This is a genomic window from Bradyrhizobium sp. 521_C7_N1_3 (assembly GCF_052075975.1).
Classification (GTDB): domain Bacteria; phylum Pseudomonadota; class Alphaproteobacteria; order Rhizobiales; family Xanthobacteraceae; genus Bradyrhizobium; species Bradyrhizobium japonicum.
The window spans coordinates 267630-286044 of the sequence record NZ_CP197232.1 but is presented as its reverse complement, the minus strand read 5'-3'; the positions used below and the strand labels follow the sequence as shown (position 1 = coordinate 286044).

At 64.8% G+C, this 18415-nt stretch carries 16 protein-coding genes; 9 read left to right on the top strand and 7 right to left on the bottom strand.

Annotated elements, in window-relative coordinates; translation table 11 throughout:
* The first annotated feature begins 1 nt into the window (after position 1).
* The 3 genes from AB7008_RS01265 to xth all read left to right on the top strand — a co-directional run bounded on the left by AB7008_RS01265 (position 2) and on the right by xth (position 4369).
* A complete protein-coding gene (locus AB7008_RS01265; protein ID WP_441258305.1) occupies positions 2–2485 on the top strand; it encodes a DNA translocase FtsK in 2484 nt (827 codons plus the stop codon).
* 152 nt (positions 2486–2637) lie between these two features.
* Positions 2638–3390 carry an outer membrane lipoprotein carrier protein LolA gene (locus tag AB7008_RS01260; protein ID WP_028158684.1) on the top strand — a complete coding sequence of 251 codons (753 nt, stop codon included), beginning with the start codon at positions 2638–2640 and terminating at the stop codon, positions 3388–3390.
* A gap of 163 nt (positions 3391–3553) precedes the next feature.
* Positions 3554–4369: an exodeoxyribonuclease III gene (gene xth / locus AB7008_RS01255; protein WP_028158685.1), complete on the top strand. Its 816-nt coding sequence runs from the start codon at positions 3554–3556 to the stop codon at positions 4367–4369.
* Between the two features lie 110 nt (positions 4370–4479).
* On the opposite strand, the gene AB7008_RS01250 is transcribed toward xth, so the two are convergent.
* Positions 4480–4923: a cyclic nucleotide-binding domain-containing protein gene (locus AB7008_RS01250; RefSeq protein ID WP_028158686.1), complete on the bottom strand. Its 444-nt coding sequence runs from the start codon at positions 4921–4923 to the stop codon at positions 4480–4482.
* Between the two features lie 59 nt (positions 4924–4982).
* Positions 4983–5669 (bottom strand): response regulator transcription factor, encoded by a 687-nt coding sequence (locus AB7008_RS01245; protein ID WP_007598630.1) that lies wholly within the window; start codon positions 5667–5669, stop codon positions 4983–4985.
* Between the two features lie 204 nt (positions 5670–5873).
* Between AB7008_RS01245 and AB7008_RS01240 the strand changes: the two genes are divergently transcribed.
* Together AB7008_RS01240 and AB7008_RS01235 are read left to right on the top strand one after the other, a co-directional pair.
* Positions 5874–6443 (top strand): L,D-transpeptidase family protein, encoded by a 570-nt coding sequence (locus tag AB7008_RS01240; protein WP_304494304.1) that lies wholly within the window; start codon positions 5874–5876, stop codon positions 6441–6443.
* A gap of 6 nt (positions 6444–6449) precedes the next feature.
* Entirely contained in the window at positions 6450–7235 is a 786-nt protein-coding gene (locus AB7008_RS01235; RefSeq protein ID WP_304492265.1) for a 2-keto-4-pentenoate hydratase, read from the top strand.
* 141 nt (positions 7236–7376) lie between these two features.
* Here AB7008_RS01235 and AB7008_RS01230 read toward each other — a convergent pair whose 3' ends face one another.
* A complete protein-coding gene (locus tag AB7008_RS01230) occupies positions 7377–8066 on the bottom strand; it encodes a YggS family pyridoxal phosphate-dependent enzyme (protein ID WP_304492264.1) in 690 nt (229 codons plus the stop codon).
* Positions 8067–8175: 109 nt separating this feature from the next.
* Here AB7008_RS01230 and AB7008_RS01225 point away from each other — a divergent pair, with 109 nt between their 5' ends.
* On the top strand, positions 8176–9879 hold the full coding sequence (locus tag AB7008_RS01225) for a diguanylate cyclase domain-containing protein (protein WP_248880850.1): 1704 nt from the start codon (positions 8176–8178) through the stop codon (positions 9877–9879).
* On the opposite strand, the gene AB7008_RS01220 is transcribed toward AB7008_RS01225, so the two are convergent.
* Positions 9876–10922, bottom strand: coding sequence for a GGDEF domain-containing protein (locus AB7008_RS01220; protein ID WP_304492263.1), 1047 nt, complete (start codon positions 10920–10922; stop codon positions 9876–9878). The two genes, AB7008_RS01225 and AB7008_RS01220, sit on opposite strands and share 4 nt — an antisense overlap.
* 192 nt (positions 10923–11114) lie before the next feature.
* Here AB7008_RS01220 and leuS point away from each other — a divergent pair, with 192 nt between their 5' ends.
* From leuS to holA, 3 genes are all read left to right on the top strand, one after another.
* On the top strand, positions 11115–13739 hold the full coding sequence (gene leuS, locus AB7008_RS01215) for a leucine--tRNA ligase (protein ID WP_441258304.1): 2625 nt from the start codon (positions 11115–11117) through the stop codon (positions 13737–13739).
* Entirely contained in the window at positions 13726–14277 is a 552-nt protein-coding gene (gene lptE / locus AB7008_RS01210) for an LPS assembly lipoprotein LptE (RefSeq protein ID WP_028158692.1), read from the top strand. Before leuS ends, lptE begins: the two co-directional genes overlap by 14 nt.
* A gap of 109 nt (positions 14278–14386) precedes the next feature.
* Positions 14387–15415 (top strand): DNA polymerase III subunit delta, encoded by a 1029-nt coding sequence (holA, locus tag AB7008_RS01205; RefSeq protein WP_071908756.1) that lies wholly within the window; start codon positions 14387–14389, stop codon positions 15413–15415.
* A gap of 325 nt (positions 15416–15740) precedes the next feature.
* On the opposite strand, the gene AB7008_RS01200 is transcribed toward holA, so the two are convergent.
* The 3 genes from AB7008_RS01200 to rsmG form a co-directional block, all read right to left on the bottom strand.
* The gene (locus AB7008_RS01200; RefSeq protein WP_441258303.1) at positions 15741–16628 is read right to left on the bottom strand and encodes a ParB/RepB/Spo0J family partition protein; all 888 of its coding nucleotides are present in this window, start codon (positions 16626–16628) and stop codon (positions 15741–15743) included.
* Between the two features lie 137 nt (positions 16629–16765).
* Entirely contained in the window at positions 16766–17650 is an 885-nt protein-coding gene (locus AB7008_RS01195; protein WP_441258302.1) for a ParA family protein, read from the bottom strand.
* A 30-nt stretch (positions 17651–17680) separates the two neighbouring features.
* Positions 17681–18361 carry a 16S rRNA (guanine(527)-N(7))-methyltransferase RsmG gene (gene rsmG / locus AB7008_RS01190; protein WP_439711329.1) on the bottom strand — a complete coding sequence of 227 codons (681 nt, stop codon included), beginning with the start codon at positions 18359–18361 and terminating at the stop codon, positions 17681–17683.
* Positions 18362–18415 lie beyond the last annotated feature (54 nt).

The window sequence follows — 18415 nt, the reverse complement described above, 5'->3', positions numbered from 1 at the left end:
CATGAGCATGTCGGCAATCGAACGTGTCATTCCACTGGTCGGCCATCTGCCACCGTCGATCCGCGAAGGGCTGGCGCGACGTATGCGCGAGCTTACCGGTCTCGGCCTGATTGCATTGTCCGGCGTCGCCTCGGCCGCGCTGATGACCTGGTCGGTGCAGGATCCAAGCCTCAGCCACGCGACCTCGCGGCCGATCCGCAACATTCTCGGCTATGCCGGCGCGATCGGCGCCGACCTTGCGATGCAGATCCTCGGGCTCGGCGCGATCATGCTGATCCTGACGGTCGCGGTCTGGGGCTGGCGCATGATGACCCATCGCCCGTTCGACCGCGAGGCACTGCGGCTCGGTTCCTGGATTCTCTGCACCGTGATCGCGGCCGGCTTCGTCAGCTGCTGGCCGCATGGCGGCGCCTGGCCGCTGCCGACCGGCCTCGGTGGCGTGGTCGGCGATGCCTTGGTGCGCGCGCCCGCGGTGATTTTCGGACCGGCGGGCACGATCTATCGCATGGTGCTGGGGACGATCCTGTTCGCCGCGATGGGCGCGACCTTCCTGATCGCCTGCGGCCTCGGTGCGCGCGAGCATGACGACGAGCTCGCGGAGATCGAGGACGAGGACAAGCCGCTCGACGAGGACGAGGAGAGCGATCGCGGCTCGGTGTCGCTGGGCTGGCTGTTCCACGCATTGATGAGCACGAAGGCGCGGCTGATCTGGCTGCTCGGCACCGCTTACCGCTCGCTGGTTTCGAGCGGACCGAAGACCAAGGCCGTTGCGTTCAGCCGCCAGGAGCCGAATCTCGGCGGCGGCCGCACCGCGCCGTCGATCTCGCCGCAGTCCGAAGACGAGATTGACGAGGACGAGCACGAAGAAGAGGAAGACGAGGAGGAGGAGGAGGAAGAGGAAGAGCCGGCCGCGCGCGCCCCGCGCAAGAAGGCTGCACCGAAGGCCGCTTCCAAGAAATCCGACAAGTTCGAGCTTCCGTCCGTGTCCGTTCTGGCCGCGCCCAAGGCGGGCGATCGCCAGCCGCTCAGCAAGGCCGAGCTGGAAGCCAATTCGCGCTCGCTCGAAGGCGTGCTGCAGGATTTCGGCGTGCGCGGCGAGATCGTGAAGGCCAATCCGGGTCCCGTGGTCACGCTGTACGAGCTGGAGCCGGCGCCCGGCATCAAGTCGTCGCGCGTGATCGGGCTCGCCGACGATATCGCCCGCTCGATGAGCGCGCTGTCGGCGCGCGTGGCGGTCGTGCCGGGCCGCAACGCCATCGGTATCGAACTGCCGAACGCGCATCGCGAAAAGGTCTATTTGCGCGAACTGCTGATCGCAAAGGAAGCGACCGACACGGTTGCGAAGCTGCCGCTTTGCCTCGGCAAGACCATCGGCGGCGACCCCGTGATCATCGACCTCGCGCGCACGCCGCACATGCTGATCGCCGGCACCACCGGCTCCGGCAAGTCGGTCGCCATCAACACCATGATCCTCAGCCTGGTCTACCGGCTGCGCCCGGACCAGTGCCGCCTGATCATGGTCGATCCGAAGATGCTCGAACTCTCCGTCTATGACGGCATTCCCCATCTGCTCACCCCCGTCGTGACCGACCCGAAGAAGGCGGTGGTCGCGCTGAAATGGGCCGTGCGCGAGATGGAAGAGCGTTACAAGAACATGGCCAAGCTCGGTGTGCGCAACATCGACGGCTACAATACGCGCCTGCTCGAATTGAAAGCCAAGGGCGAGGAACCGACGCGCACGGTGCACACCGGCTTCGACAAGGAAACCGGCAAGGCGATCTACGAGGAAGAGAAGCTCTCGCTCGACCCGCTGCCTTACATCGTCATCATCGTCGACGAAATGGCCGACCTGATGATGGTCGCCGGCAAGGACATCGAAGGCGCGGTGCAGCGCCTCGCGCAGATGGCGCGCGCCGCCGGCCTGCATGTGATCCTCGCGACGCAGCGCCCGTCGGTCGACGTCATCACCGGCACCATCAAGGCGAACTTCCCGACCCGCATCGCGTTCCAGGTGACGTCCAAGATCGACAGCCGCACCATTTTGGGCGAGATGGGCGCCGAGCAGCTGCTCGGGCAGGGCGACATGCTCTACATGGCGGGCGGCGGCCGCATCAGCCGCGTGCACGGACCTTTCGCGTCGGACGAAGAAGTCGAGAAGGTGGTGCGTCACCTCAAGACGCAGGGCCAGCCCGAATACCTCGAGGCCGTCACGGCCGACGAGCCGACCGAGGACGAGGACGGTGGCGCCGTGTTCGACGCCAGCGGCATGGGCGCGGATGGCGGCGGCGATCTCTTCCAACAGGCCGTGGCCATCGTAAAACGCGACCGCAAGGCCTCGACCAGCTACATCCAGCGCCGGCTCCAGATCGGCTATAACCGCGCCGCTTCGCTGATGGAGCGCATGGAACTGGAAGGCATCGTCGGACCCGCCAACCACGCCGGAAAGCGCGAGATTCTGGTCGAGGAAGAAGACAGCCATATGTGAGGCAGAGCCGCCTCCTGAACATAATTTCACGCAAAATCGATATCTGCATTTACGAAATCACGCTAAAAAGGCGCCCAGCCACACAGGACGACGCGTTGATCAGACATCCGGACATTCGATTCGCTGCCACCATCGCCGCGCGAAGTGCGCGCATGGCCGGCGTGCTTCTCGTCACCGCCGCGATGGTGACCGCGGCGTCGTTCGCGCAGACCGTGCCCGTGCCGAAGCCCGCGCCGAAGGGCCGCGATGGCGGAGCAGCGGGAGGCCCGGCCGTCACCGGCGCGACCCAGACGCCGCCGAACCCGGTCATCCCGGATCCGCGCCGCAACGTGCCGAGCAGCATCTTCCAGACCTTCGACGCCAACCAGAAGGCGCAGGCGGCCAAGGTCAGCGCCTATCTGTCCTCGCTGTCGACGCTGGTTGGAAATTTCGTCCAGGTCGGCCCTGACGGCAGCAAGACGCAGGGCGACTTCTACATCCAGAAGCCCGGCAAGGTGCGCTTCGAATATGACGCGCCGAGCCCGATCGACATCGTCGCCGACGGATCGTCGCTGGTGGTGCGCGACCGCAAGCTCGCGACCCAGGACGTCTATCCGCTGTCGCAGACGCCGCTGCGCTTCCTGCTGTCCGATCGCATCGACCTGATGAAGGACACCAACGTCGTCAACGTCTCCGCCGACGACGTCTTCGTCAGCGTCACCATCGAGGAGAAGCAGGCGCTGGTCGGCACCAGCCGCCTGCTGCTGATGTTCGGCGCCAAGGACGGCCAGTTGAAGCAGTGGACCGTCACCGACCCGCAGGGCTACGACACCACGATCGCGGTCTACAATCTCGATGCGGGCAAGAAGCTCGATCCTGCCATGTTCAAGATCGATTTCACCAATTACGGCCCGTCGCCGGGATAGGCGCCGTGCTCTCGCAGGGTGGGCAAAGGCGCACTTGCGCCGTGCCCACCATCTTTCCTCCTTACAGCAGGCATGGTGGGCACGCTTCGCTTTGCCCACCCTACGAGAGCTCGCTGTGGACAAGCATTTTCCCCGCGCCAATCCATGCTAAGACGCGTCCCTCATGCGTCTTTCCCTGACAACCTGGAACATCAATTCGGTGCGGCTGCGCATCGACCTGGTCGCGAAGTTTCTCAAGAGCGCGCGGCCGGACGTGCTGTGTCTCCAGGAGACCAAGTGCATCGACGATGCCTTTCCGCTGAAGCGTTTCAAGCGGCTCGGCTATGAGCATGTCGCGCTGAACGGGCAGAAGGGCTATCACGGCGTCGCCATCGTCTCGAAGATTCCGTTCGAATCGAAAGACATCCGCACCTTCTGCGACAAGGTGGATTCGCGCCACATCTCGGTCTCGTTCGGCGAGAAGGCCAGCATCGCAAAGCCGCTGGTGCTGCATAATTTCTACGTGCCCGCCGGTGGCGACATTCCCGATCCCGCGCTGAACGAGAAATTCGACCACAAGCTGCGCTTCCTCGACGAGATGAAGGCCTGCGAGCCGCTGCATCCGCGCGGGGAGGATCGCCACATCCTGGTCGGCGATCTCAACGTCGCGCCGCACGAGAACGACGTCTGGTCGCACAAGCAGCTTCTGAAAGTAGTCTCGCATACACCAGTGGAGACCGAGAAGCTGCAAGCCGCGCTGGCAGCCGGTGAGTGGGTCGACGTTGCGCGCGAGCGTTTTCCGATGTCGGAGAAGGTCTACACGTGGTGGAGCTATCGCTCCGCCGACTGGACCGTCGGTGATCGCGGCCGCAGGCTCGACCACATCTGGGTCTCGCGCGCATTGAAGGACGCGGTCAGCGATTTCAATATCCTGCGCGACGCGCGGAGCTGGGAGCGCCCGTCCGACCACGTGCCGGTGACGGTGACGCTGGAGGTCTAATCTCGAAAGCCCGTAGCCCGGATGGAGCGCAGCGCAATCCGGGATTGGTGCGTACGGAAAGACTGCCCCGGACTACGCTTCGCTCCATCCGGGCTACGAAGCGACGACAGCTACGACGTCAGCTTCGCGCCCGCCATCAGGATATCGCTCGCGATCTGGCTGGAGCGCACCGCGAATTCGTCACGCAGACGCACCGCAGCCGCGGGATCACTCTCGAGCACGCGTTGAAACAAGCTGCGCGCGACGCGGATGACGGAGGCGTGCTCCAGCGCGACCGCGCTCGACGGCCGCTTCATCGGCACCACCAGCGCGAGCTCGCCGATCAGCGCGCCGGGTCCGGCGATCATCTCCGCGCCGGCACCGTCGTCGACCCGAAAGGCGCCGCGTTGAACCACGTAGCCAGCATCGGCTTCGTCGCCGAGATTGAACAGGACGTCGCCGCGAACGAAGTTGCGCTGCTCGGAGCCGATCGCCAGCATGCGCAACGACGCGTCTCCCAACAAGCGCAGTGTCGGGACACGCTCGAGAAGCGCTACGTCGTCGTCGATTGACATTCAGGTCCGGGGCTCAAAGGGCATGCGATCTAAAACGATTCGCACGCCCCTAAAGCGTATCACGGCACCAGCTTGTAGCCACCGGCTTCCGTGACCAGGATCTCCGGATTGGCGGCGTCCTTCTCGATCTTCTGGCGAAGGCGGTAGATGTGGGTTTCCAGCGTGTGGGTGGTGACGCCGGAATTATAGCCCCAGACCTCCTGGAGCAGGGTCTCGCGCGAGACCGGCATCTGGCCGGCCCGGTAGAGGAAGCGGAGGATGGCGGTTTCCTTCTCGGTGAGCCGGACCTTGCGGGCATTGGCCGCGGTCAGCATCTTCGAGCCGGGGCGGAAGGAGTAGGGGCCGACCGAGAACACCGCGTCCTCGCTGGCCTCGTGCTGGCGGAGCTGGGCGCGGATGCGGGCCAGCAGCACGGCGAAACGGAAGGGCTTTGCGACGTAGTCGTTGGCGCCGGATTCCAGCCCCAAAATCGTGTCGGAATCGGTGTCATGCCCGGTGAGCATGATGATCGGGGCCTTGAAGCCGCCCTTGCGTAAGGAACGAACCACCTCGCGGCCATCGGTGTCGGGCAGGCCGACATCCATCAGGACCAGATCGGGGGCATTGGCCTTCGCGGCGCTCGCGCCCTTGGCGCCGGTATCGACGGCGGAGGCCTCAAATTCTTCGTGCAGCGATAATTGCTCCACCAACGTATCGCGCAGATCGGTATCGTCATCCACGATCAGGATCTTGCGGGCATTGGCCATAGGGGGTCATCCTTTTGGAGTCCGGCTCGGCGCGCATGCATGCTGCACCCAACCGCGAGGGAAAGTTAGGGGGGTCGCCGTTATTATTGTTGTTCGTGTTGAAGTAGTGGGCTGTTACCGATTCACAAGCCGGAACCACTCTAACTCAAAATCTCAGGCCGTTTTGATGAATGTCCTGTAATGAATTCGACATCGCACGTTCACATGAAAAACAAAGTAGATTCAGCTAGTTACCTAAGGAATCGAAGCTCCGGACCGCTCCAGGCGATCCGCGTTAAACCTGCTGCCGGGAATCCGCGCCGGGGCTGGCTGACGGCCGGCGCGCTGACGATCCCGGTGGCGCTGGGGCGGGGCGGAATCCTGGCAAACAAGCGGGAGGGCGATGGCGGCACCCCGCGGGGCAGCTTCCGTCCCAGGCAATTGTGGTGGCGGGGCGACCGCCACAGCCGTCCGCGGACCTTTCTTCCGGCCCGGACCATCGGCGACACGGACGCCTGGTGCGAGGACGCCGGGGACCGCCACTACAATCAAGCGATCCGGCTCGCGCCGGAGCAGGGCGGTGACCGTCTCAAGCGGACCGACCATCTCTATGACTTCATCATCGAAATTGACCACAACACCAGACCGCGCATCGCCGGCCGCGGTAGCGCGGTGTTCTTGCATCTGGCGCGCGACAATTTCGGGCCGACCGCAGGCTGCGTCTCGATGACCAAAGCGGCGATGCTGCAATTGCTGCGGCGACTGGGACCAAGAACAAGAATCATCATCGGGTGAGGGCACATGCTCGACAAGGATCAGATCGCCGCCGCATCGCAGGTCCTGGTCAAACATTGGCGCGACGGCACCAAGTTTGACGCGCTGGAGCCGCGGTTGCGGCCGCAGAGCCGCGCTGATGGCTATGCCATCCAGGCCGTCCTCGAAAACCAATCGCTTGGACAATTGTTCGGTTGGAAGATCGCGGCGACAAGCGAGGCCGGACAGAAGCACATCAACGTCGCGGGACCGCTGGCCGGCCGCATCATGAGCGACACCGTGATCGCCGACGGTGGCACGGCGTCGATGAAAGGCAACGAGATGCGCGTCGGCGAGCCCGAGTTCGCCTTCCGCATGGGCCGTGATCTGCCGCCGCGCGCGACGCAGTACAGTGTCGACGACGTGCTCGCCGCCGTCGACACCCTGCATCCCGCGGTCGAGATTCCCGACTCGCGCTTTGGCGATTTCACCAGCGCCGGCGAGGCGCAGCTGATTGCCGACAATGCCTGCGCGCATCTGTTCGTGCTGGGCGCAGCGACGAGTGCGAACTGGCGCGCCATGGATCTCGTCGAGGAGCGTCCGCAGATCACGCTGCGCGGCCAGCGCTATCTCGGCCACGGCAAGAACGTGCTCGGCGATCCCCGTGTCGCCTTGGCCTGGCTCGCCAACGAGCTGCGCGGGCTCGGCATCACCTTGCGGGCAGGGGAGGTGGTGACGACGGGCACGTGCCATCCGCCGCTGCCGATCCAGGCCGGCGATCATTTCGCGGTGGATTTCGGTGTGCTGGGGCAGGTGTCGGTGGGGTTTGCGTAGAGGCGGCCTCACACACCGCCGTCATTGCGAGCGCAGCGAAGCAATCCAGACTGTCCCCGCGGAAAGACTCCGGATTGCTTCGCTGCGCTCGCAATGACGAATTCGAAAGCCGTTGCTGGGCGCGGCCGCCGATGACGCCTCTTACCGATGCCCGAAGATCGCGCTCCCGACGCGCACATGGGTGGCGCCGAGCATGATCGCGGTGGCGAAGTCCGCGCTCATGCCCATCGAGAGATTCTTCAATCCATTGCGCGCCGCGATCTTGGCGGTCAGCGCGAAATGCGCCGCCGGCGGCTCGTCGACCGGCGGGATGCACATCAACCCGGAGATCGTCAGCCCATAGCTGTCGCGGCAGCTCGCGATGAAGGCATCGGCCTCGCCGGGAGCGATGCCGGCCTTCTGCGGCTCCTCGCCGATGTTGATCTGGACGAACAGCTCCGGGTGCCTGTTCTGGGATTCGATTTCCTTGGCTAACGCCTGGCAAATGCTCGGGCGGTCGACCGAATGGATGGCATCGAACAGCGCCACCGCCTCCTTCGCCTTGTTGGATTGCAGCGGCCCGATCAGATGCAGCGCGATGCCGGAATAAGCGGACGTTAACGCCGGCCACTTGCCCTTGGCCTCCTGCACGCGATTTTCGCCGAATACGCGCTGTCCGGCGTCGATGACCGGGATAATTGCATCCGCGGCGAACGTCTTGGATACCGCGATCAGCGTCACGGAGGCGCGATCGCGCCGCGCTTCCTTGCAGGCGCGGACAATTTCGGCTTCGACCACGGCGAGCGCGTTTGGTGAATGGCCGGTTACCGGCGCGGCGTTGGTTTCGGTCATGACGTCGGTTCGGACTGGATTGTTGCGGAGCTAGTTCTAATTTTACCGAGTTCAAGAAAGAGTTTTTGAACCCTTCGCTTTACCTTGGCCAATGGGGTGGGCAGCGAAGATGGCAAACGTCAGTTTCAACCGCAAACGAGTGAAACTCAAGCAGGTTCTCGGAATCCGGGCACGGCTTGCGTTGCTCGCGGTGATTCTGGTGACGCCTTTGATGTTCGAGCGCATCCGTTCGCTCGAGGACACGCGCGCGCGGCAGATCGCGCAGGCCGCGACCGAATTCACCACTATTGCAAGACACAGCGCCGATGCGCAGCGCGAAGTGATCTCGTCGGTAGAAACCATCCTGAAATCTGAAGCCTTCATCCGCGCCTCCGCCGGCGGCATCAGCAAGAGCTGCGACGTGCTGCGCGCGAGCCTGCCGTCGAACCTTCCCTGGATCCGCACGCTGTTGATCGCCGGCCAGGACGGACGCATCCAGTGCGCCACCAACAACATGTATGTCGGCCTCGACCTCAGCGACCGGCCATACTTCCAGCAGGCGCAGGAAACCGGCCGCTTCGTGCTGAGCGACTTCATCCTGTCGCGGCCCGTGCCGTCGCCGACCGTGATGGCGGTTTATCCGGTGTCGGCCTTCAGCGGTGTCGCCGATGCAGTCGTGCTCGCCACCGTGAACCTCGACTGGATGTCGAAGGTCATGAGCAATCTCGGCGGCCGTGCCGGCATCACCGCAGTGCTGGTCGACAGTGCCGGCACCGTGCTCGCCGCGCCGGCTGACCAGCACAGCGTGATCGGCCGTCCGCTCGACAACATGCCGCTGATGTCGGCGATCGCCGACAGGGCGCTGCGTTCGGACCAGGACGAGGGCTCACTCTCTTTTCTCGCCGCCGACGGCTCCCGCCGTGCGGTGAGCTATATCCGTATCGCCGGCACCAATGCCCGCCTGATTGCCAGCATCGACGAGGACAAGGTGTCCGCGGCGGTCAGCCGCGACATCCGCACCGCCTATCTCCAGCTCGCGTTCGTCGTCCTGTTCGTCCTGCTCGGCGCGCTGATCGCCGCCGAGAAGCTCGTGATCAAGCCGATCGAGATGCTGGCCGACATGGCCAAGCGCCTCGGCGAAGGCGATCTCTCGGCCCGCGCCGCGCGCAACCGGCTGCCGGCCGAGTTCGTGCCGCTGGCCCGCGCCTTCAACGCGATGGCCGCGCAGCTCAGCCAGCGCGAGCGCGAGCTGATCGCGAGCAACGACCGCCTGACCGTGATGGCCTCGATCGACATGCTGTCGGGGCTGGCCAATCGCCGCGGTTTCCAGAGCCGGCTCGACTTCGAATGGATGCGCGCGCAGCAATATGGCAGCGAGCTCGCGCTGCTGATGATCGACGTCGATCACTTCAAGCTGTTCAACGACACCTATGGCCATCTCGAAGGCGATTCCTGCCTGACCCGGCTCGGCGAATCCTTGTCCGGCATCGCCGCCGACACGATGGGCTTTGCGGCCCGCTATGGCGGCGAGGAGTTCTGCCTGCTGCTGCCGAACACCGACGTGAACCGCGCCGTCGAGATCGGCGAGCAGGTGCGCGCGGCCGTGCTGAAGCTGTGCCTGCCGCACATCACCTCCGCCCACATGATCGTCACCGTCTCGATCGGCGTTGCTGCGACGAAGCCGAACGAGACGCTGCGCCCCGGCGATCTCATCGAAGCCGCCGACGCCGCGCTCTACGCCGCAAAACACCGCGGCCGCAACAATGTCATGGAGCACGGCATCCAGGTGATCGAGAACGGAGCGGCCGACATGATGCTGGCGGCGAGCGCCTAGCCCGCAGCCGTAGCGCGATCGAGCTCGACCTCCGTGACCACACGATTGCGGCCGCCGCCCTTGGCGAGATAGAGCGCGCGGTCGCAGCGCTCGATGAGATCGGTGATCGCCTCGCCGGTCCGGTACTGCGCCACGCCGATCGACACGCTGATGTTGGGCAGGGTCTCGCCGGTCGAGCGGCGCGTGATCGTGCATTCGGCGATCGCGCGCCTGATGCGCTCGGCGATCTCGGCGCAAGTGGCGAGATCGGCATCCGGCAGCACCGCGATCAGCTCCTCGCCGCCATAGCGGGCCGACAGATCCTGCTCGCGAACCTTTTCGCGCAGCACTTTCGCAATCAGGCGCAGCATCTGGTCGCCGACGCCATGGCCGAAATTGTCGTTGAAGGCCTTGAAGTGGTCGATGTCGAGCATCAGCACGCCGAGCGGCTCGCCCCAATCCGCGGTCGCTTGTGCCTTGCGCAGGAATTCATCGAGCGCCCTCCGGTTTGCCAGCCCCGTCAGCACATCGGTCCGGGCGCGCTCTTCGGACTTGGAGAGCGAGTCGCGGATCACGTCGAGCTCGCGGGTCTTTTCCGCAAAGCCGGCCTCGAGCCGCGTCGCCCTCGTGGCGGCCCGCGCCAGCTCATTCATGAGCTGGGCGACCAGCGCCTTCGGATCGACGCCGGCCCTGCCCCGATCGGCGACCTCGCTGATCGCCCGCATCTGGGAATGATTGTCGGCCATGGCCGTCGCCAGAAACTCCTTCGCCGCCCCCATGAGGGCATGCAGCCGATCGGACGTCTCGGAGGCGACGGCGCCCGCCCGGGGCGCGACATAGGTCTCGAACAGATCCTGGTTGGTCCTGGCGTCGAAGGGACGGTTGTGGTCGATCAGGAGTTCGATGGCATTGCGCAGGTCGTCATGGCTGCCTGCGAAATAGTGGAACCAGACGGCAAAATTGGCCGGCGTCGGCGGTATCCGCTGCTCGGCCATGCTCCGCACCGCCCGTCCGGCGATGGACGCGGCATAGTCGTAATCGAGATCGTCGAAGTCTGATTCCATCGCCTGGCGGGGTGCTGTTGGCGGCCAACCTCGCACCGACCCCTTAATCCGATCCCAATGGGCTGGTCCGTACTTTAGCGGAGCAGCCCTGCGGAGGGCCGCCGCCAGCGGCAACCCATTGACCCCCTAAGGACTTCTATGGCCTAGTCCGCCGTCTTTAGACGGCCGAATCCACGAAAACCCAACGATTCCATGACCTCCGAACGCTACAACGCCCGCGACGCCGAACCGCGCTGGCAAGCCGCCTGGGACCAGCAGGCGATCTTCGTCTCCAAGAACGACGACTCGCGGCCAAAATACTATGTGCTCGAGATGTTCCCCTACCCGTCCGGGCGCATCCATATCGGCCATGTCCGCAACTACACGCTCGGCGACGTGCTGGCCCGCTTCATGCGCGCCAAGGGGTTCAACGTGCTGCACCCGATGGGCTGGGACGCCTTCGGCCTGCCGGCCGAGAACGCCGCCATCGAGCGCAAGGTCGCGCCGAAGGCCTGGACCTACGACAACATCGCCGCGATGAAGAAACAGCTCCGCTCGATCGGGCTGTCGCTGGACTGGTCGCGCGAATTCGCGACCTGCGACCCCAGCTACTACAAGCATCAGCAGAAGATGTTTCTGGACATGCTCGCCGCCGGCCTCGCCGAGCGTGAGAAGCGCAAGCTCAACTGGGATCCGGTCGACATGACCGTGCTTGCCAACGAGCAGGTGATCGACGGCCGCGGCTGGCGCTCCGGAGCGATCGTCGAGCAGCGCGAGATGAGCCAATGGGTCTTCAAGATCACGAAGTACTCGCAGGAGCTGCTGTCGGCACTGGATGGGCTCGACCGCTGGCCCGACAAGGTGCGGCTGATGCAGCGCAACTGGATCGGGCGCTCCGAGGGCCTGCTGGTCCGCTTCGCGCTGGATCAGGCGACGACGCCCGCCGGCGAGAGCGAGCTGAAGATCTTTACGACGCGCCCGGACACGCTGTTCGGCGCCAAATTCATGGCGATCTCGTCGGATCATCCGCTGGCTCAAGCAGCCGCCGCGAAGAACCCGAAGCTTGCCCAGTTCATCGCCGACATCAAGAAGATCGGCACCGCGCAAGAGATCATCGACACCGCGGAAAAGCAGGGTTTTGACACCGGCATCCGAGCGGTGCACCCGTTCGATCCGAGCTGGAAGCTGCCGGTCTATGTCGCGAACTTCGTGCTGATGGAATACGGCACCGGCGCGATCTTCGGCTGCCCCGCGCACGACCAGCGCGACCTCGACTTCGTCAACAAGTACAATCTCGGCAACACGCCGGTGGTGTGCCCCGAGGGCCAGGACCCGAAGACGTTCGTCATCACCGACACCGCCTATGACGGTGACGGCCGCATGATCAATTCGCGCTTCCTCGACGGCATGACCATCGAGCAGGCCAAGGACGAGGTCGCAAAGCGCCTGGAAGGCGAACTGCGCGGCAACGCGCCGGTTGGCGAGCGTCAGGTCAATTTCCGCCTGCGCGACTGGGGCATTTCACGGCAGCGCTATTGGGGCTGCCCGATTCCGGTCATCCATTGCCCCAAATGCGATGTGGTGCCGGTGCCGGACGCCGACCTGCCGGTGACGCTGCCTGATGACGCGACTTTCGACAGGCCGGGCAACGCGCTCGACCATCACCCGACCTGGAAGCACGTCACCTGCCCCAAATGCGGCGGCAAGGCCCAGCGCGAAACCGACACCATGGACACCTTCGTGGATTCGTCCTGGTACTTTGCGCGCTTCACCGATCCCTGGAACCAGAACGCGCCGACGACGCCAGCCGTCGCCAACCGGATGCTGCCGGTCGACCAGTATATCGGCGGCGTCGAGCACGCGATCCTGCATCTGCTCTACAGCCGCTTCTTCACCCGCGCGATGAAGGCGACCGGGCACATCGCGCTGGACGAGCCGTTCGCCGGCATGTTCACCCAGGGCATGGTGGTGCACGAGACCTATCAGAAGGCCGACGGCACCTATGTGCAGCCGGCCGAGGTGAAGATCGAGGTCGGCGGCAATGGCCGGCGCGCGACGCTGCTGACGTCAGGCGAAGACATCCAGATCGGTCCGATCGAGAAGATGTCTAAGTCGAAGAAGAACACGGTCGACCCCGACGACATCATCGAGACCTACGGCGCCGACGTCGCCCGCTGGTTCATGCTGTCGGACTCCCCGCCCGACCGCGACGTGATCTGGAGCGACGAACGCGTCCAGGGCGCCTCCCGCTTCGTGCAGCGGCTGTGGCGGCTGGTGAACGACGCGATGGAACTCTGCAAGGCTGCCCCCGCGGCCCGGCCAGCCGCGTTCGGCCCGGATGCGATCGCCTTGCGCAAGGCCGCCCATGGCGCGCTGGACAAGGTCACCACCGGCATCGAGCGGCTGCACTTCAATGTCTGCCTTGCCCATATCCGCGAATTCGCCAACGCGTTTTCGGAGGTGCTCCAGCGCCCCGGCCAGCCCACAGCTGACCTCGCATGGGCGGTCCGGGAGGCCAGCCAGATCCTGGTCCAGCTGTTCTCCCCGATGATGCCGCATCTGGCCGAGGAGTGCTGGCAGGTTCTGGGCCATCGCGGGCTGGTTTCCGAGGCCGATTGGCCCCAAATCGAACGCGATTTGCTGGTTGAAGACAGCGTGACCCTGGTGGTCCAGGTCAATGGCAAGAAGCGGGGTGAGGTCACAGTTGCAACAGCCGCCCAGAATCCGGAAATCGAGGCTGCCGTTTTGGCCCTCGATGCGGTAAAGCTGGCCCTGGACGGCAAGCCCGTCCGCAAGGTGATCATCGTCCCCAAGAGGATCGTGAATGTTGTCGGCTAGGATCCGCATCGCAGCCCGCTTGCTGGCGGTCGCCGCATTGGCGGCTCTGACGGCTGGCTGCTTCCAGCCGATGTATGCCGAGCGTACCGACGGCACCCCCGGCCTGCGCGAGAAGCTGATGGGGGTCGACCTTCCGCCGATCAACAAGCCCAATGCCTCCCGCGAAGCCCGCGTCGGCGTCGAGGTCCGCAACGCCCTGGCCTTCAAGCTCTACGGCAGCGCCACGGGCATGCCGCCGACCCATCGCCTGGAGATTCGCTTCGCGACCAGCAAAACGTCGCTGATCGTCGATCCCAATACCGGCCTGCCGAACAGTGAAAACTACGGCATCGACGCCCAGTACAATTTGATCGAGGTCGTCAGCGGCAAGTCGGTCATGACCGGCACGACGTTCGCGCGCGTGTCCTATGACATGCCCGGCTCCTACCAGCGCTTTGCCCGCAACCGGGCCCTTCGCGATGCCGAGGATCGTGCCGCCAACGAGATCGCCGAGAACATCAACACTCGCCTCGCCTCGTTCTTCACCGCCGGCACTTAAGTCATCCCCGTCATTCCGGAGCGCCCGCACGGCGGATCCGGAATCCAGAGATTATTGATCGAGATTTCCGGGTTCGCGCTTTGCGGGCCCGAAATGACAGTTGGGCCCGATGGTCGCGCTGCGCGGAAAAGAGATCGACGCCTTCCTCGCCCGTCCCGACGGGGGCCGACCGATCATCCTGCTCTACGGTCCCGATGCCGGCCTCGTGCGCGAGCGCGCCGATGCACTGATTGCCTCGGCCGTCGACGATCCCAACGATCCCTTCTCACTCGTCAAGCTCGACGGTGACGAACTCTCCGCCGAGCCGTCGCGGCTCGTCGATGAAGCCATGACGGTGCCGTTGTTCGGCGGCCGCCGCGCCATCCGCGTCCGCGCCGGCTCGCGCAGCTTTGCCAGCGGTATCGATACGCTGGCGGAGATGGGCGTGAAGGATTGCCGCATCGTGATCGAGGCCGGCGAGTTGCGCCCGGAATCGCCGCTGCGCAAGGCCTGCGAGCGCGCCAAGACGGCCGTGGCGATCGGGTGCTATCCCGACACCGAGCGCGACCTTGCCAAGCTGATGGACGACGAGCTCCGCATCGCCAATCTGCGCATCGCGCAGGATGCCCGCGCGGCCCTGATGTCATTCCTCGGCGGCGACCGCCAAGCCTCGCGCAATGAGCTGCGCAAGCTGACGCTCTATGCGCATGGCAAAGGCGAGATCACGCTGGATGACGTGATGTCCGTCGTTGCCGATGCGTCCGAGCTGAAACTCGACCCCATCGTCGACGGTGCCTTCGCCGGCCGGCCCGACATCGTCGAGACCGAATTTGCAAAGGCCATGATCGCCGGCACCTATCCCGGCGTGATCATCTCCGCCGCGCAGCGCCAGGCCGCGTGGCTGCACAAATCTGCGCTCGCGATCGCCGACGGCCAGCCTGCCTCCGCCGTTCTCGAGGGCGGCTATCCGCGCCTGCATTTTTCGCGAAAGCCCGCGGTGGAAACGGCGCTGCGCAATTTCAGCGTGGCGCGGCTCGCCGCAATCATCGAGCAGCTCGCGACCGCTGCGCTCGACACCCGCAAGCAATCCACCCTCGCCGCCGCCATCGCCCAGCGCACGTTGATGGCCATCGCCGCGAATGCGAAGCGGCGCGGCTGAGGCACCGCTCTCTCCACGTCATTGCAAGCAGCGCAAGCGACGAAGCAATCCAGAGTCTCTCCGCGGAAAGGTTCTGGATTGCTTCGCTTCGCTCGCAATGACGTGTGGAGAGAGAGTTGCGCGTCGCAACGACGGTGCGAAGCGCCAAATCCGTCATCCTGAGGTGCGAGCCGCGCGGCGCAACGCGGCGCGTGGGGAGCCTCGAAGGATGAACGGCCCCGATGCAGCGGAGCCGTCGCCCTTCGAGGGCCGCTGAAGAAGCGGCCACCTCTAGCGACAATGGCTTCGCCATTGCGCGGGGGTGACGGTGATAGAGTCGGTGCGTCTACAGCGCGCCCTTCGCCAGCCGCTTCATCACCTCGTCGAGCTGATCGAGGTTGCGGTAGTTGATCTGGACGGAGCCGCCGGGGTCGCGGTGATTGACCGTGACCTTGAGGCCAAGCGCATCGCTGACGCGCTTTTCGAGATCGATCGTGTCGGGGTCTTTTTCCTTCCCCCCGGTGCTGCGCGCCTTCTGCGGCTTGCGCTCCGGCACACCCTCTTCATGCGCGAGCGCCTCGGCCTGGCGCACGTTGAGGCCTTCCGCGACGATGCGCCTGGCTGACGCGACCGGATCGGGCACGCCGATCAGCGCGCGGGCGTGGCCGGCGGTCAGCTCGCCGCTCGTGATCAAGGCCTGCACTTCGGCCGGCAGCTTCGTCAGCCGCATCATGTTGGCGATGTGGCTGCGGCTCTTGCCGACGACCTTTGCGATGTCGTCCTGGCTGCGTTTGAACTCGTTGGCGAGCGCGTGATAGCCGAGCGCCTCTTCCATCGGGTTGAGGTCTTCGCGCTGCACGTTCTCGACGATCGCGAACTCCAGCGCATCGCTGTCGCTGATGTCGACCGGCACGATCGGCACTTCGTGCAGGCCGGCCATCTGTGATGCGCGCCAGCGCCGTTCGCCGGCGATGATCTCGAAGCGATCCTGTGCGCCCTTGACCGGACGCACGACGATCGGCTGGATCACGCCATGCTGCTTGATCGAATCGGAGAGCTCCTTGAGCTCCGTTTCCGAAAAGGCGCGGCGCGGGTTGCGCGGATTGGGCTTGATGAATTCGATCGGCACCTTGCGCTGCGCGCGCGGACGATCGACATGCTGAGCCTCGCCGCCGACATCACCGATCAGACTCGCAAGACCCCGGCCCAGTCGCGAACGCGCTTCGTCGGCCATCGCCAGCTCCCTTGGATTCACGGTGCAACACTCCAGAACTGAATTATCGTAGGGTGGGCAAAGCGAAACGTGCCCACCAGTTGTGTGCGGAAGATGGTGGGCACGGCGAAGACGCCTTTGCCCACCCTACGGCATCGTCAATGCTCGACGCGCAGCTCGCGCTCGCGCTGGATCACTTCGGTGGCGAGCCGCAGATACGCTTCGCTGCCGACGCATTTGAGATCGTAGACCAGGACCGGCTTGCCATAGGACGGCGCTTCCGAGATGCGCACGTTGCGCGGGATCATGGTCTTGTAGACCTTCTCGCCCATGAACTGACGGACGTCGGCGACGACCTGATTCGAGAGGTTGTTGCGGGAGTCGAACATGGTCAGCACGATGCCGTGGATCGACAAGTTCGGATTGAGCGTCGAGCGCACCTGCTCCACCGTCTGGAGCAGTTGCGACAGACCTTCGAGCGCGAAGAACTCGCACTGGAGCGGCACCAGGATCGCATCGGAGGCCGCCATCGCGTTCACCGTGAGCAGGTTGAGCGAGGGCGGGCAGTCGATCAGCACATAGGTGTAATCGGCGTCCGGCGAGACGTTGTTGTTGAGCGCGCCGATGGCGTCGCGCAGCTTGAAGGCGCGGCCGGGCGTGGTGCCGAGCTCGAGCTCGAGGCCGGAGAGGTCCATGGTCGAGGGCGCGATGTGCAGCCGCGGCACCGCGGTCGAGACCACCGCTTCACGCAGAGGGGCTTCACCGATCAGCACGTCATAGGTCGAGCAGGAGCGGTTGCGGCGATCGATGCCGAGGCCGGTCGAGGCGTTGCCCTGCGGATCGAGATCGACGATCAGGACGCGCTCGCCGATCGCAGCGAGTGCCGTGCCGAGATTGATCGCCGTGGTTGTTTTTCCCACGCCGCCCTTCTGATTCGCCAGCGCCAGAATGCGCGGGTGGCCCTGCGGGACCTCAGCGGCCTGTTCTTGGGTGGCCTGTTCTTCGGCGGTCTGTTCTTGCTGCGGTTCGTCAATCACGCTCATCGCAAATTCCCCACTCGACCCCTGAACGCCTTAGCGCCGCTCGACCGACGTCAGCTCGACGATCCAACCGTCGCCGGTCCGGCTTTGGTGAAGCTGCGGCTGGATATTCCAATATTTAGCGGCTTCGGTCAATTCAGCCTCTACATCTTGACCCTTCGGAAATAGCGCTTTTGCACCTTGGCGCATCAGCGGCTCCGCAAAGCCGATGAGTTGATGTAGCGGAGCCAGCGCACGCGCGGTGACGCAATCGACGGGGCCGGTGATTCTATCCACATTATCCCCGATCTCAGCGAGATGTACGACCCCCGGAGATGTGGTGACGCGAACTGCTTCGCGTAGAAAGGCGGCCTTCTTGGCGATTCGCTCAACGAGATGGACGCTGGCGCCAGGCGTCCCGGCCATGGCACAGGCGAGGACGATTCCGGGAAAGCCGCCGCCGCTGCCGAGGTCGGCCCAGCGTTTGGCCGAAGGGGCGAGATCGACAAGCTGGAGCGAGTCGGCGATGTGCCGGGTCCAGAGCTGCGGCAGGGTCGAAGGCGCGACCAGATTGGTCTTGGCCTGCCACTCCCGGAGCAGTGCGATGTAGCGGTCAAGCCGGTCTTCGGTTTCACGTGAAACGGGGGCGAGCCTGAGCGCCGCGAGCTTGTCCGCTGCGATGATGGAGTCCAGCGACCGATCGTTGGCGCTGGCCTTATCGATCTTCGGTTTGATCGGCGTCGGCTCGGATCGACGGCTCGCGCCCTCACCTGCCACTGGTTTCCCTGA

What these genes read in the sequence shown, in the direction of transcription:
- AB7008_RS01265 (WP_441258305.1), top strand. Translation starts at nt 2, where the DNA reads ATGAGCATGTCGGCAATCGAACGTGTCATTCCACTGGTCGGCCATCTG.
- AB7008_RS01260 (WP_028158684.1), top strand. Translation starts at nt 2,638, where the DNA reads ATGGCCGGCGTGCTTCTCGTCACCGCCGCGATGGTGACCGCGGCGTCG.
- xth (WP_028158685.1), top strand. Translation starts at nt 3,554, where the DNA reads ATGCGTCTTTCCCTGACAACCTGGAACATCAATTCGGTGCGGCTGCGC.
- AB7008_RS01250 (WP_028158686.1), bottom strand. Translation starts at nt 4,923, where the DNA reads ATGTCAATCGACGACGACGTAGCGCTTCTCGAGCGTGTCCCGACACTG.
- AB7008_RS01245 (WP_007598630.1), bottom strand. Translation starts at nt 5,669, where the DNA reads ATGGCCAATGCCCGCAAGATCCTGATCGTGGATGACGATACCGATCTG.
- AB7008_RS01240 (WP_304494304.1), top strand. Translation starts at nt 5,874, where the DNA reads ATGAAAAACAAAGTAGATTCAGCTAGTTACCTAAGGAATCGAAGCTCC.
- AB7008_RS01235 (WP_304492265.1), top strand. Translation starts at nt 6,450, where the DNA reads ATGCTCGACAAGGATCAGATCGCCGCCGCATCGCAGGTCCTGGTCAAA.
- AB7008_RS01230 (WP_304492264.1), bottom strand. Translation starts at nt 8,066, where the DNA reads ATGACCGAAACCAACGCCGCGCCGGTAACCGGCCATTCACCAAACGCG.
- AB7008_RS01225 (WP_248880850.1), top strand. Translation starts at nt 8,176, where the DNA reads ATGGCAAACGTCAGTTTCAACCGCAAACGAGTGAAACTCAAGCAGGTT.
- AB7008_RS01220 (WP_304492263.1), bottom strand. Translation starts at nt 10,922, where the DNA reads ATGGAATCAGACTTCGACGATCTCGATTACGACTATGCCGCGTCCATC.
- leuS (WP_441258304.1), top strand. Translation starts at nt 11,115, where the DNA reads ATGACCTCCGAACGCTACAACGCCCGCGACGCCGAACCGCGCTGGCAA.
- lptE (WP_028158692.1), top strand. Translation starts at nt 13,726, where the DNA reads ATGTTGTCGGCTAGGATCCGCATCGCAGCCCGCTTGCTGGCGGTCGCC.
- holA (WP_071908756.1), top strand. Translation starts at nt 14,387, where the DNA reads ATGGTCGCGCTGCGCGGAAAAGAGATCGACGCCTTCCTCGCCCGTCCC.
- AB7008_RS01200 (WP_441258303.1), bottom strand. Translation starts at nt 16,628, where the DNA reads ATGGCCGACGAAGCGCGTTCGCGACTGGGCCGGGGTCTTGCGAGTCTG.
- AB7008_RS01195 (WP_441258302.1), bottom strand. Translation starts at nt 17,650, where the DNA reads ATGAGCGTGATTGACGAACCGCAGCAAGAACAGACCGCCGAAGAACAG.